The organism is Clostridium tertium, assembly GCF_017873245.1.
Taxonomy (GTDB): domain Bacteria; phylum Bacillota; class Clostridia; order Clostridiales; family Clostridiaceae; genus Clostridium; species Clostridium tertium.
Genome location: NZ_JAGGJY010000003.1, coordinates 121,442 through 134,205, shown reverse-complemented (window position 1 = coordinate 134,205; position 12,764 = coordinate 121,442). Strand labels below are relative to the sequence as shown.

Sequence of the window (12,764 nt, the reverse complement as noted above, 5' to 3'; positions counted from 1 at the left end):
TTAATATTAAATTAGCTTCTTGTCAAATACTCAAACACCATTTGACATTGCATTGCTACGCCTAATGGCAGGCAATCTTCATCTATGTCAAATAAGCTACTATGGGCAGGATAAATTATATTTTTACTTTTATTTCCTGATCCTAAAAAATAAAAAACTGCTGGTCTTTCATTTGCAAAATATGCAAAACTTTCAACACCCATTTTTGCATTTTTTTGAATTAGTATATTTTCTTTTCCTATAACTTTCTCAGCTCCTATCTTAAATAAATCAACCATAAAATCATCATTATATAAATTAGGATAAGATTCTTCTATCTCTATCTTTGCAGTTGCTCTTGAAGATTTGCATATTCCATCAACGATTTCAACTAATCTTTCTTTTGCAAATACTCTGTCTTCTTTACTCATAGTTCTTATAATACCACTTATTTCAACTTCTTCTGGTATTATATTTTGAGCCGTTCCACCATGAATACTTCCTACCGTTATAACTGCTGGGTTGGCTGTATTTATTTCTCTGCTTACTATAGTTTGTAATGCTAATACAATGTGGCTTGCTATAACAATTGGATCTACAGTTGTATGAGGATAGGCTCCATGACCACCAGCCCCTTTTATAGTAATAGTAAATGGATTAGATGCAGCATTTACTACGCCACCCTTTAACATTATAGTTCCACACTCCAGAGTTTCTTCAACATGAAGACCACATATGCAATCAACTCTTGGATTCTCAAGTACTCCCTCTTCTATCATGAACCTAGCTCCACCTATAGTTTCTTCCGCTGGCTCAAATAATAGTTTTATATTTCCACTAAATAAATGTTTATTTTCATTTAATATCTTAGCTGCTCCAAGTAATATAGTTGTATGTGCATCGTGCCCACATGCATGCATTTTTCCATTAACCTTTGATGAATAATCACATACTTTTTTATCTACAATTGGTAATCCATCTATATCTCCTCTTAAAGCTATAGTTTTTTCTTTACCTTCATCATTTTTCTTAGTTCCTCTTATTATTCCACATACACCTGTCTTAGAAACCTCTTCAAACTTTATTCCTTGATTTTTTAAAAAGTTTTTTATAAATCTCGAAGTTTGGTATTCTTCCATTCCTATTTCAGGATACTCATGTAAAGTTCTTCTTATATTTATCAACTCATTTTTTATGCTTATTGCCTCATTTTTAAAATTCATATTATTGCCCCCTATTTTCATGCAGAATTTAGCTTTATTAGCTCCAAAAAACTTGAATATTATCCCCATCTTTCAACTTTTCTGTATATCCCACTTTATTTCCGTTAAGTAACAAATTAATTATTCCCTTTGCTTCTTTTAAATCAAAGTCTATATAATTAAAGATATCAACAAAGATATAATCTTTTTGTCCACTAAGTGTTATTAACTTATCATTAAATGTTACTTCTATCTCAGTACCACTACTTAAATTTTTTTTATCATCATTCACTTGAACTTCTTCTTTATTAGCATCTTTATTAATTTCACCTTTTGGCATATCTTTAAAACTTATATTTCTATAAGATATTAATTTGTCACCTTCGTTAACTATATAATCTTCTAATAATTGCACTCCATCTTTTTCTAATGAGACATCTTCTTTTATTATATATTCCTTTATATCTTTAATTGATTTAGGAAATATTATATTTATATCATCATCTTCTTGTATATAATAGTCTATGCTCTTAATTTCATTATTAACAATAATCATTGGCTCTAAATTTATCAATTCATCATTTATATATATGCTAATACTATTAAATTCTTTTATTTGTTCAATCACTTTAGGTCTTGCATCTTTTCCTAACACTGCATAGGCTATCTCTATTATATCGCCATCTTTAACTTTCTTATCCATGCTTTCTATTTTATCATTAAGTCTTATTGTAGGATTTTTTCCTTTTTCTCCAAAAGCTATTCTTTTCACGCCGTTTAATTTGTATCTTAAATTCTTTCCATTTTTTCCTATAAGCATACTTGGATTTATACCTGCCTGTATAATAACATCCATAATAGTATGATTATGAGAATTAAACATACTCACAGGTGTTCCATTTAATATAACATCTATAAAATCTTTTTCTCCATTTTTTAACGCTATAAGAGCAATTCCTAGTACTGTTACTCCTGCTGATCCTAAATTATTATCACTTATACAATCAACTACAGCTTTTCTATCTTTTATTGCTATTCTTTGAACCGGAATATTTAATTTTTCACTAAGCTCTTCTATCATCCAAGGAGTATGTGCCCCTCCCCCAACTAAAAACAATGCACTTGGAGATTTATTTCCATTAAGCTCGATGATTTTTGAAGAAATACCTTCTGCAATTTTTTTCACTACAGGTCTTATTATTTTTTTTATATTTTCAGACTTAATTGTATTTTCAAATCCAATTATATCTGTATATGTTATCTCTTCTTTTAAATCTAAATTTCTTTTTATGTATTCAGCAGTATTAAAATCAACTAAACATTCCTGCACTACAGCCTCTGTTACTTCGTCGCCAGCCTGTGGAACCATTCCATATGAGGATATGCTTTCCTTTGAGCTTATAGCTATATCGGATGTTCCTGCTCCAATATCTACTAAAGCTATATTTAGAAGTCTTAAGTTTTTAGGAACTACAGCTTCTATGGCAGCAATAGGTTCTAAAGTTAAGTTACTTACTCTTAATCCAACCTTTTTCATAACTGTATACAGTGAATCAATTACTGAGCGTGGTAAAAACGTTGCTATTACTTCTACAGATACGTTTTCACCTTTATGTCCAATTAAATTAGATATAACAAATCCATTTAAATAATAGTTTTTTACTGAGTAACCTACACAATATAACTTTCCATCTGTAGTTTTATTTATTTCACATTCTGCTTCTTTTAAGGCAATCATCTCTAAGTTTCTTATGTCTTCTTTTTTTATCTCTTCTTCAGAATTAAGCTCCATTTTCCCTTCTGAATTTATAGTCTTTAAAAATCTACCAGCTGCAGCAATAGATACATTATCTAACTTTATTCCAAGTTCTAACTCTATATCATCTACTATTTTTTTTACGGATTTTGCTACTAATTCTATATCATGAATCTGTCCATCTATCATTGCTCTTTCTTCATGCTCTAGATATCTTTCACATATTACTTTTAACTTGTCATTTTCTACTATTCCTACACTTCCAATAATAGATCTTGTTCCTACATCTAGTGCAAATTTAATGTTCTTTGAATCTACATTATTCATTTGCTAACACCTCATAATTTAATATAATAAACCTCTTTATTTAAAATAATTTTCATCATTATAATTTTTCATTATATCCTCATCTTTTCTTCTAACCTTATCAAATTTTATTAAGGCATAGTAAACTCCACTTTCTACTGCAAATGTTATTACAAAATAAAGTATAACAAATATTAATATTCCTACTAAAATATAAGCCAATTACAAATCCCCCTTATATTACCATAATAAGATTATACATCCTAAAAAAGTAATAGTGAACAATTAGTTCACTATTATAATAAGATTATTTTCAATTAATACCTTAAGAGAAAAACTTTTACTAAGATTATCTCCAAAATCAATTTTAATTACATCTTTATCTATTGATATAACTTTTCCATCCCCATAGGCTCTATGATGAATCATATCATTAACTTTTATTCCGTAATCCTCATTTGAATTTATATCCTCAAATCCACCTTCCTGCGTAAATCTAGATGCATCTTTAAACCTTCCTCTTTGAGTTTTAGGAGAAAATATATACAAATTATCTATTGCTCTAGTTATTCCAACATAAAATAATCTTCTTTCTTCTTCTATATTTTCATCCATTGAAGATTTATGTGGAATTGTTTCTTCTGTAGCATTTATTATAAAAACATTTTTAAATTCCATTCCCTTAACACCATGAATGGTACTTAAAATTACTCCTTCTTGTACCTCTTTACTCTCTTCTATTTTTTCTTTTACTATTTCAACATGCCCCAGCAACTCTATTATAGTTTTTAATCCATCTGCTGCACTCTTAAATTCTTCTATTATATCCTCAAGTTCCTCTATACTTTGATTATACCTCTCTCCATACTCTTTTAGATAATCTATATAATTTAGTCCTGAAACTATATATTGTATTGCACCTGATAAAGACAGTTTATTTAAATATAATATATCTCTTCTTAATTCATCTAACTTTTTAGCTTGATATGGAGGAGTATCTTTTTTATCTATTAATATATCAAATGGAGATTTATCCTCTAATGAATTTCTTATATATTCTAAATTTGATTTACTAATATATCTAAAAGGTTTATTAATTATTCCTAAAAAGCTTTCCTTATCTTTTATGTTTATTGAAAGCTTTAAATATGAAAGTATATCCTTACATATAAAATGTTCAAAAAAATTATACCCCTTATCTAATAATGCAAATGGAATTCGTCTACGAGTAAATGTATCTATCATACTCCTTGCTTCCATATTAGTTCTATATAAAACCGCATTATCACTTAAATCATCAATGGATTTTTCAATTATACCTGCTATTTCATCTCCTTGAATTTTCTCATCATAAGGCCTTGTAAATTTTATTACACCAATAGAGTCTTTATATGAATTTATAACTTTATCATTTCTGCTATTATTATTCTTTATTACTTCCTTTGATACTTCTACTATATTATCATTACTTCTATAATTTATAGAAAGATATATCTTTTTAGCTTTTGAAAATATTTCATCAAATCTTACCATATATTCCGGTTTTGATCCCCTAAAACTATAAATACATTGATCCTCGTCCCCAACTGCAAAAAGTGAATTTTCCTGATTTATCATTTTTAAAAACTGAATTTGTAATTCATCACAATCCTGAAACTCATCTACTAAAATATATTTAAATAACTCTCTATATTTTAGTAAGATATTAGGATTATCCCTTAATAAGCTTATTACTTTAACTGATAGATCATCAAAATCCCAAAGTCCATTTTTAGACTTATATTCCTCATATTTTTGTAAACATTCAATAAAAATATCTTTTGCCATAGTAGGTTTAAATTCTTCTATAGCTTTTAACGAGGTTTTAAAAAATGAGATATTATTCAATGCCTCTTTTATTTTATCTTCACTTACTTCATCTGAATACTTTGATAAAACACACTTTATTATTCTATGAGAAACACCTCCAGAAATTATAGATATATTAAATCCCTCTCTAAGAAGAATTTTATAAAACAATCCATGAAATGTTCCAAAAAAAGGCGCAATTTCTTTATTAAATACATTTTTATATCTATTTCTCATATTATCAGCTGCGGCTCTCGTAAAAGTTATTATGATAATATTACCTAATCTCACTTTAAGCTCATTTACTAAATAGTTTACCCTATTTATAATAACTGTTGTTTTTCCTGAGCCTGGTGCTGCAACAACTAGTACATTTTTCTCTTTTATATAAACAGCTTCTTTTTGATATTTATCTAAATAAATTTTCATGCATGCTCCTTTTTATATTATATTATTGACTTTTTTATGCTATAAATAACTATATTGTAATAATTTATTTATAGATGTACAATATATTTATATATTCTAATGTATTCTACAAATAAATTCATCTACTATTTTAAACGGATATAAGCTGTTCTCAAAACTTAATATTCAAATAAAATATCTAAGTATTTGATAATAAATGAAGTTGGTATTTCATTAACTTATACCAAAGATTAAATACTATGTGATTTGAATTTTGCCATATTGCTAAAATTAATCATACTTACTATTTAATATAATACTAACTTTTATTATGTATATTATTAATTGAAACATATATAATTTATAAGAGGAGAAAAACATGGAAAACTTAATTAGATTTGATGTTACTAATGAACGTAACCTTACTATGTTAGTAGACTTTTATGAACTAACAATGGCAAATGGATATTTCAATAAAGAAATTGAAAATAAAATTGCATACTTTGATATGTATTTTAGAAGAGTCCCAGATGGTGGTGGATACTGTATAATGGCCGGAGTAGATCAACTTATACAATATCTAAACAACTTAAAATTTACTCAATCTGATATAGAATATCTAAGAAGTAAAAATATTTTTTCTGAAGAGTTTTTAAATTACTTGAAAAATTTCAAATTTGAGTGCGATGTATGGGCAATCCCAGAGGGGAACTTTGTTTTTCCAAATCAACCATTAGTAATAGTTAGAGGACCTGTGGTTCAAGCTCAATTTATAGAAACAATGATCTTGCTTACTATAAACCATCAAACACTTATAGCTACTAAAGCTAATAGAATTTGTAGAGCTGCTGCTGGAAGAACAGTTATGGAATTCGGTTCTCGTAGAGCGCAAGGTTATGATGGAGCAATTTATGGTGCTAGAGCATCAATAATTGGAGGTTGTGATTCAACAGCTTGTACTATAGCTGATAAATACTTTGATGTTCCTGCCGTTGGAACAATGGCCCATAGTTGGGTTCAATTATTTGATACAGAATATGAAGCTTTCAAAGCTTGGGCTGAGGTGTATCCAGATAATTGCTCACTTCTTATTGACACATATAACGTGTTAAAATCTGGTTTACCAAATGCAATAAAAGTATTCGATGAAATATTAAAACCTATGGGTAAAAGACCTAAAGGAATTAGAATAGACTCAGGTGATATAACTTATTTAACAAAGAAATGTAGAAAAGCTTTAGATGCTGCTGGATATCCAGATTGTAAGATAATAGTATCTAACTCATTAGATGAACATATTATAAGGGATGTTTTAGAACAAGGAGCTTGCATAGATTCATTTGGTGTTGGAGAAAGATTAATCACAGCTAAGTCAGAACCTGTTTTTGGCGGAGTATACAAACTTGTAGCTGTAGAAAACAATAATAAGATCATACCTAAAATAAAGATAAGTGAAAACACCGAGAAAATTACTAACCCTGGCTTTAAAAAGATATATAGAATTTATGACAATGAAACTCATAATGCAATAGCTGATGTAATAGCTTTAGATCATGAAGTAATCGATGAAACAAAACCACTTGAAATATTCCACCCTATTGAAACATGGAAAAGAAAAACAGTTACTAACTTCTATGTTAAAGATTTAATGGTGAAAATATTTGATAAAGGTCAACAAGTTTATGAAAGTCCATCAGTTTTAGAAATAAAGGAATTTTCAAAGAATGAAAGCTTAAAAATGTGGCCTGAAATATTAAGATTTGAAAATCCTCATAATTATTATGTAGATTTATCACAAGATTTATGGACTCTAAAGCAAGACTTACTTCATAAGTGTATAAAATAAAAAAGAGTGATTTAATCACTCTTCTTTATTTATTTTAATAATTAATAACTTTATCATCCATATTATAATTTAAATATCTATCTTGTGAATAAAATAAGTCTTCATCCATATTACCAACAAATTCTGATTTGTTATTAGAAGATAAAAACTCCTTAAATGGACAAATATCAGCTTCATTATTTTTAGGATACATAGGACATGTATTATAACAACTTGTTTTTTCTTTATTGTTTGACCAAAACGGACACTTACTCATACTTCTCCCCCCAATACCTAAAATGTGAAAACGAAATCACAATTTTCTTATATTATATTATATCTTTTTGCTAAAATAAAGCATTTTATATCCATTTTTGAAAAATAAATATCGACTTAATTCCCTATATTTTTACACCACTCAATGGAGCTATAGTATACATCAACTAACACTCCCTCATCTATTTTTAAATTAGTACATTGCTCTTCTATTTTTTTATTATCAAGCACTTCGTAAGCTAAAGCCAATTCTAAAATATCTCTTAAAATATTTCTTTCACCAATTAAAGCCTTCTTTATTTCTATATTAACAGGTAAGTTTTCAACAACGTAATTAATATCTTTCTCCATCATTAAATGTAAATTTGAGAACAATCCAACCATAAAAGCTGACGATAAATCATTATAGTGTACTATCTTAGATATCCCCTCACAAAACTTAGCTCTTATTACTATATTCTTAGCATACTCATCACTTTTACCAGATGATATTTCTACAACTGATAATATTGATAACCACTTTCTAAGCTCTTCTCTTCCAATTAACATTATAGCTTGCTTTATGGATTTAACTTCTTGAAGAAAGCTGAAATAAGATGAATTTATAAATCTTAAGAATTTATATGTTAAAGCAATATCTGTCTTCATTGTATACTCAACTTTATCTATATCATAATCTTCTCTTATTAGTTCTATCAAAAGTGTAAAAATACTAGTGTTCTTTATTGCCATATCTTTTCCTAAGAATATAGATGGCTTACTATAATAGAATCCTTGAAAATAATCGTATTCGAGTTTTTTGGCTTCTTCCAAGTCCTCTAATGTCTCTATTTTTTCAGCTAGCATTTTAATTTTAAACTTTTTGCAAATTTGTGCAATCCTTATTCTCGATTCTTTAGATGAAAGAATAAAATCAACTTTTACTATGTCTATAACCCCAATAAAATTTATAATATCATTTATATCTACTACATCATCTAACGCTATATAATATCCTAATTCCTTTAAATAAGATAATTGATTGATTACATCTTCAGATGGACTAACACTTTCAAGTATTTCTATTACTACTCTTTCTTTTGGTAATAATGTTGCAATATTCTTCTTTATTAACTTTTCTGGAAAATTAACAAAAGCTAGTTTATTATCAGTTAATATATCTAACCCAAAAGACGATATATTATCTATTACCTTATATGTAGCCTCCTCATCTTCAATACTGTTATTAAAATTATTTTTTAAAGAATTCCTATAAAGTAATTCATAAGCTACTACTTTTTCTTCTTTATTATATATCCCTTGTCTAGCTATAAAAATATCCATTTTCTTATCCTCTATTATTAATTTATAATTATTATATACTAATAATACATAATTTCAAATAAATTAAATAAATTTAACAAAAAGTAAAAGATATGGAACTAGAGCATATATTCTGCACCTTATTCCATATCTATAAATAGTATATTTAAATCATTAATTGTCTTATCTTTTGCAATGCCCGCTATTCTTAACTACTGATATATTTATTATTTCATTAGTAAATGCTTTAAGAAGTGCCTTTTCTAAAACTTTTTCTTGATCAAAATTTTCTATATCTCTACATTCAGCAAATACTTTATTTATTTCTCCATCTACATTTCTATATGTTAAAGTTACATATGGCTTTTCATATTCCACTTTAATTATCTTTAATCCCCATGATATTTGTGCATAATCACCATCTGTAGTAAGTTGTGTTAATTCTCTTAATTTTACTTTCTCCTCTGAAGGATCTGTTATTTCAATCAATTCGTCTCCAACTTTATATTTTGCCATTTTATTTCCTCCTCATAAAATATAATTTTATCTTTATTATATATTATTGCTAGTTTTTATGATATTATTATTTTATAAATTTAAATAATTTAAATAATTTAAACCTTACAAGTTTGTTAATTTATTAACAACCCCATTATTATAATATCATATCTAATTTATAAATACAATAGTTATAAGGAAATTTTACTATATAATGAAAATATTTCAACAATTAATATTTATTATTCTTTACTATTAATTACTAAAAAACATATATTGACACTTAATATCTTATATTATATAATTACATTAATAATAAAAAAGGATGGTGTATTATGGAGAATATAACTTCTATCTTCAGAGAAAAGAAATTGAAACTTACTCCTCAAAGATTAGCAGTTTATAAATATTTAATGAGTACAAATGAACATCCTTCTGCAGAAATTATATACAAAGCACTTCAACCCGAGTATCCTACTATGAGTTTAGCTACAGTTTATAAAGCATTAAAGACTTTAGTAGAAGTTAAATTAGTTCAAGAAATTAATGTTGGAGAAGGCAATTTTAGATATGATGCTAATTCACATGAACATGCTCATATTCAATGTATCAACTGTAGTAAGGTAACCGACTTAGAAAATATATCATTTACGACTCTTAATCGTACAGCTGAGGAGTGCTCAGAATATAAAGTTCTATCAAATAGAATATTCTTTTACGGATTATGTAAAGATTGTCAATAAATGATTAAGCTAGAAATTTTAATTAATTTCTAGCTTTTTATTTATTTTGTATTAATCATCAATAAGTCTCATATAATAAATTGAGGTGATTATATGGCAAGATTTATAATTATTAAAAAGAATGTTGTACTCTCTTATATAATAAATTTTCTTATACTTTTTGTAGTTATCTTATCGACTTATTTTTTTCTTACTAATAATAATTCTATAGAAACATTTACGCCCATTACTTCAAAAAACTATACTGATTTTGACTTAGATGGAGATGGTGAAAATGATAAGATTGAAATATCTAAAGAAAATAATAGCTACATATTAAATATAAAAAGTAAAGATAAGACTTATTCCCTTGTTAATAAGGATGGATCAAATTTGCTTGGGGATTCACTTATAAAGTGGCCCATTAAAGTGAATATTATAGATTTATCCAGAAATAACATTCCAGAAATCATTGTACAGCTATCGAAAGATAAATCTCCTGTAAACTATGTATTTTCATGGAACGGTTCTAAATTTGTAAATACATTTGTTTCAACTGATAATATAATTGGGATACTTGATTCCAACAATAATAAAACACCAAAACTACTCTCTCTTTCTTCAAGCAAAGGTGATGGTTCTACAAAAAGTTCTCTATTCTTGGGAGATAACATAAAAGATATAACATTTTCAAAAATAAAAGTTCCTGGACTATCTGCTATTCAAGGGTTTATAGACGTAATTGAAGCTCCTTACGAATTATCTGAAGCACCTAATATTTTCACTTCTAATATAGATAGTACTGAGCTTTCAATATTATGGGGGTTAGATAAGGATAATACAAGATATTCCTTCCAAAATGGCTACTTTTCAGATTTCAAATGGGATTCAAATGGAAATGTATTAGGAGTAAATTGGACATTATCATTTGAATCTGTAAAAAATACAAATGCATCTTCTCCTGCTAAAGAGATATTATTATATTTATCAGTAGAAGATGATGGATATGGTTCACTCAAAATATCATCAATTAAAAAAATATAAAATTAAAAGGCCGCTATAAGCGGCCTTAAAAGGGGGATGGGGGGGGTTTTAGCTTAAACGAAGATTTCTCATCGCTTGCTATAGGAGAATACTTCTCCGGTACAATAATATTCTTTACATCTGCTTATCTTTTTATACACTTCTTTAATAATTTTTCAAGTTTTAATTATTATTTAAAATATCCATTATTATAAGCTTCTATAACCTTATCTATAAAATTAGCTTTTCGTGAGTCAACTATACTTTTTATAGCTATTAACATTTGTATGTTCTCATCCTCATCTAGTAAATCATCACCAAAGTTGTCACTATTTCTATCAGTTATATCCAAATCTTTATCATTGATATCCAAACCCTTATCGTTGCTAGAAGTAAAGCTTGGGTTGCTATTTAAGGAACTATTATTACCTAAGCTAAAGTTTCCCATTCCTAAATTATTCATCATACCTTGTAAGGCTCCTAAATCAAATCCATTTCTATTATTCGTACTATTTCTACTTTGTTGATTATTTCCAGACTGACCTAAATTAAAGTTATTTAAATCTAACCCATCCATCTTCATAGATGAAAGCATATTTCCAACTTGCCCCATATCCATATTACCACCAAGCATACTCATAAGTTGGGCGGGGTTTATACCAAATGGAGCATTATTATTTATTCTATTATTGGAGCCTTCATTAATCTCTCTATCCCCTTTATGTCTATGTCTCTTTCTTGACATTTAGGTTCCTCCTATTTATATTTCTGTTGCTTTATTATATGTAAAAAAATCAAATATGTTTATAATTTTAGGCATTTTTTTGGAGGGCTAAGCCCTCCATCCTCTACACTAGCAGCAGCAACCGTCTCCGCCGAATAAGCTTCCTAAACAGCCTCCACATAGTAAGAATAATAAAATTATTAAAACTGAACAGTTATTATTTAAAAGACCTGATCCGCATGCGATTAATAAGAATATAATAGGTGTAATACAACTATTCATTCCCCCAAATATATTTCCAGTTCCACAACATGGCATTGGTTCACAGCAGCAGCAATCATCATAATCTCTTTTATGGGAATGTTTCTTTGACATAACTATCTCTCCTCTCTAATTTAAATTAGCAGCATCCGCCAAATATATTTCCGTTTCCACAGTTACCGAATCCTGAGCAACCGTTGCAAAGGAATAGAATTACTAATAAGAATAGATAAGGTGAACAGTTTCCAGATCCACCATATCCGCCGCCATATCCTTCACAGCAGCAATCGCGTTTACGTTCCTTCTTGCAGCAACACATATTGTTTCCGCCGCCGACTCCTCCACTATAGAATAGTATCAATAGTATCCATATCCAACTTCCAAATCCACAGCCAGCTCCTATATTATTAAAAGGGCCTTGGTTTGAACATTGGGGTGCAATATTATCACTACAACCGCATGAATTTAAACCATTTAGAATTTCATTCATTTCCATAATTTACTCCTCCTTAGGGTTTTTTGTTTTTTTTGTTTTATAGTATATACTATTCTCTCGAATAATAATTGCCACTGTTTTTTATTGTAATATTTTAAATTTTTATAAATAAAAAAAGGAACTTATAGTATTTAATAT

General features: G+C 27.8%; 13 protein-coding genes. 3 read left to right on the top strand and 10 right to left on the bottom strand.

The genetic code is table 11. The features are described 5' to 3' along the window. Window positions 1-11: 11 nt before the first annotated feature. The 4 genes from J2Z25_RS05795 to J2Z25_RS05780 all read right to left on the bottom strand — a co-directional run bounded on the left by J2Z25_RS05795 (window position 12) and on the right by J2Z25_RS05780 (window position 5,520). A complete protein-coding gene (locus J2Z25_RS05795; protein ID WP_209739068.1) occupies window positions 12-1,202 on the bottom strand; it encodes a M20 metallopeptidase family protein in 1,191 nt (396 codons plus the stop codon). 37 nt (window positions 1,203-1,239) lie between these two features. Then, window positions 1,240-3,264 (bottom strand): cell division protein FtsA, encoded by a 2,025-nt coding sequence (locus J2Z25_RS05790; RefSeq protein ID WP_008676891.1) that lies wholly within the window; start codon window positions 3,262-3,264, stop codon window positions 1,240-1,242. A gap of 36 nt (window positions 3,265-3,300) precedes the next feature. After that, window positions 3,301-3,465 carry a hypothetical protein gene (locus J2Z25_RS05785; protein ID WP_008676888.1) on the bottom strand — a complete coding sequence of 55 codons (165 nt, stop codon included), beginning with the start codon at window positions 3,463-3,465 and terminating at the stop codon, window positions 3,301-3,303. Between the two features lie 63 nt (window positions 3,466-3,528). Then, window positions 3,529-5,520 carry an ATP-dependent helicase gene (locus J2Z25_RS05780; RefSeq protein WP_209739066.1) on the bottom strand — a complete coding sequence of 664 codons (1,992 nt, stop codon included), beginning with the start codon at window positions 5,518-5,520 and terminating at the stop codon, window positions 3,529-3,531. A 358-nt stretch (window positions 5,521-5,878) separates the two neighbouring features. On the opposite strand from J2Z25_RS05780, the gene J2Z25_RS05775 reads away from it, so the two are divergent. Next, window positions 5,879-7,345, top strand: coding sequence for a nicotinate phosphoribosyltransferase (locus tag J2Z25_RS05775; RefSeq protein ID WP_209739063.1), 1,467 nt, complete (start codon window positions 5,879-5,881; stop codon window positions 7,343-7,345). Between the two features lie 34 nt (window positions 7,346-7,379). Here J2Z25_RS05775 and J2Z25_RS05770 read toward each other — a convergent pair whose 3' ends face one another. The 3 genes from J2Z25_RS05770 to J2Z25_RS05760 form a co-directional block, all read right to left on the bottom strand. Next, window positions 7,380-7,601, bottom strand: a complete 222-nt coding sequence (locus tag J2Z25_RS05770) for a hypothetical protein (RefSeq protein WP_008676882.1) — start codon at window positions 7,599-7,601, stop codon at window positions 7,380-7,382. A 116-nt stretch (window positions 7,602-7,717) separates the two neighbouring features. Then, window positions 7,718-8,923, bottom strand: a complete 1,206-nt coding sequence (locus tag J2Z25_RS05765) for an EAL and HDOD domain-containing protein (RefSeq protein WP_209739061.1) — start codon at window positions 8,921-8,923, stop codon at window positions 7,718-7,720. 162 nt (window positions 8,924-9,085) lie between these two features. Beyond that, window positions 9,086-9,418, bottom strand: a complete 333-nt coding sequence (locus tag J2Z25_RS05760; RefSeq protein WP_008676878.1) for a hypothetical protein — start codon at window positions 9,416-9,418, stop codon at window positions 9,086-9,088. Window positions 9,419-9,735: 317 nt separating this feature from the next. On the opposite strand from J2Z25_RS05760, the gene perR reads away from it, so the two are divergent. Beyond that, window positions 9,736-10,143: a transcriptional regulator PerR gene (gene perR / locus J2Z25_RS05755; protein WP_008676876.1), complete on the top strand. Its 408-nt coding sequence runs from the start codon at window positions 9,736-9,738 to the stop codon at window positions 10,141-10,143. Window positions 10,144-10,236: 93 nt separating this feature from the next. Next, on the top strand, window positions 10,237-11,166 hold the full coding sequence (locus tag J2Z25_RS05750) for a hypothetical protein (protein WP_209739059.1): 930 nt from the start codon (window positions 10,237-10,239) through the stop codon (window positions 11,164-11,166). Window positions 11,167-11,335: 169 nt separating this feature from the next. On the opposite strand, the gene J2Z25_RS05745 is transcribed toward J2Z25_RS05750, so the two are convergent. The 3 genes from J2Z25_RS05745 to J2Z25_RS05735 form a co-directional block, all read right to left on the bottom strand. Continuing rightward, window positions 11,336-11,890, bottom strand: coding sequence for a hypothetical protein (locus J2Z25_RS05745; RefSeq protein ID WP_209739057.1), 555 nt, complete (start codon window positions 11,888-11,890; stop codon window positions 11,336-11,338). Between the two features lie 108 nt (window positions 11,891-11,998). Then, window positions 11,999-12,244: a hypothetical protein gene (locus J2Z25_RS05740; protein WP_008676871.1), complete on the bottom strand. Its 246-nt coding sequence runs from the start codon at window positions 12,242-12,244 to the stop codon at window positions 11,999-12,001. Between the two features lie 25 nt (window positions 12,245-12,269). Further along, window positions 12,270-12,626, bottom strand: coding sequence for a hypothetical protein (locus J2Z25_RS05735; protein ID WP_008676870.1), 357 nt, complete (start codon window positions 12,624-12,626; stop codon window positions 12,270-12,272). Window positions 12,627-12,764 lie beyond the last annotated feature (138 nt).

What these genes read in the sequence shown, in the direction of transcription:
- J2Z25_RS05795 (WP_209739068.1), bottom strand. Translation starts at nt 1,202, where the DNA reads ATGAATTTTAAAAATGAGGCAATAAGCATAAAAAATGAGTTGATAAAT.
- J2Z25_RS05790 (WP_008676891.1), bottom strand. Translation starts at nt 3,264, where the DNA reads ATGAATAATGTAGATTCAAAGAACATTAAATTTGCACTAGATGTAGGA.
- J2Z25_RS05780 (WP_209739066.1), bottom strand. Translation starts at nt 5,520, where the DNA reads ATGAAAATTTATTTAGATAAATATCAAAAAGAAGCTGTTTATATAAAA.
- J2Z25_RS05775 (WP_209739063.1), top strand. Translation starts at nt 5,879, where the DNA reads ATGGAAAACTTAATTAGATTTGATGTTACTAATGAACGTAACCTTACT.
- J2Z25_RS05770 (WP_008676882.1), bottom strand. Translation starts at nt 7,601, where the DNA reads ATGAGTAAGTGTCCGTTTTGGTCAAACAATAAAGAAAAAACAAGTTGT.
- J2Z25_RS05765 (WP_209739061.1), bottom strand. Translation starts at nt 8,923, where the DNA reads ATGGATATTTTTATAGCTAGACAAGGGATATATAATAAAGAAGAAAAA.
- J2Z25_RS05760 (WP_008676878.1), bottom strand. Translation starts at nt 9,418, where the DNA reads ATGGCAAAATATAAAGTTGGAGACGAATTGATTGAAATAACAGATCCT.
- perR (WP_008676876.1), top strand. Translation starts at nt 9,736, where the DNA reads ATGGAGAATATAACTTCTATCTTCAGAGAAAAGAAATTGAAACTTACT.
- J2Z25_RS05750 (WP_209739059.1), top strand. Translation starts at nt 10,237, where the DNA reads ATGGCAAGATTTATAATTATTAAAAAGAATGTTGTACTCTCTTATATA.
- J2Z25_RS05745 (WP_209739057.1), bottom strand. Translation starts at nt 11,890, where the DNA reads ATGTCAAGAAAGAGACATAGACATAAAGGGGATAGAGAGATTAATGAA.
- J2Z25_RS05740 (WP_008676871.1), bottom strand. Translation starts at nt 12,244, where the DNA reads ATGTCAAAGAAACATTCCCATAAAAGAGATTATGATGATTGCTGCTGC.
- J2Z25_RS05735 (WP_008676870.1), bottom strand. Translation starts at nt 12,626, where the DNA reads ATGGAAATGAATGAAATTCTAAATGGTTTAAATTCATGCGGTTGTAGT.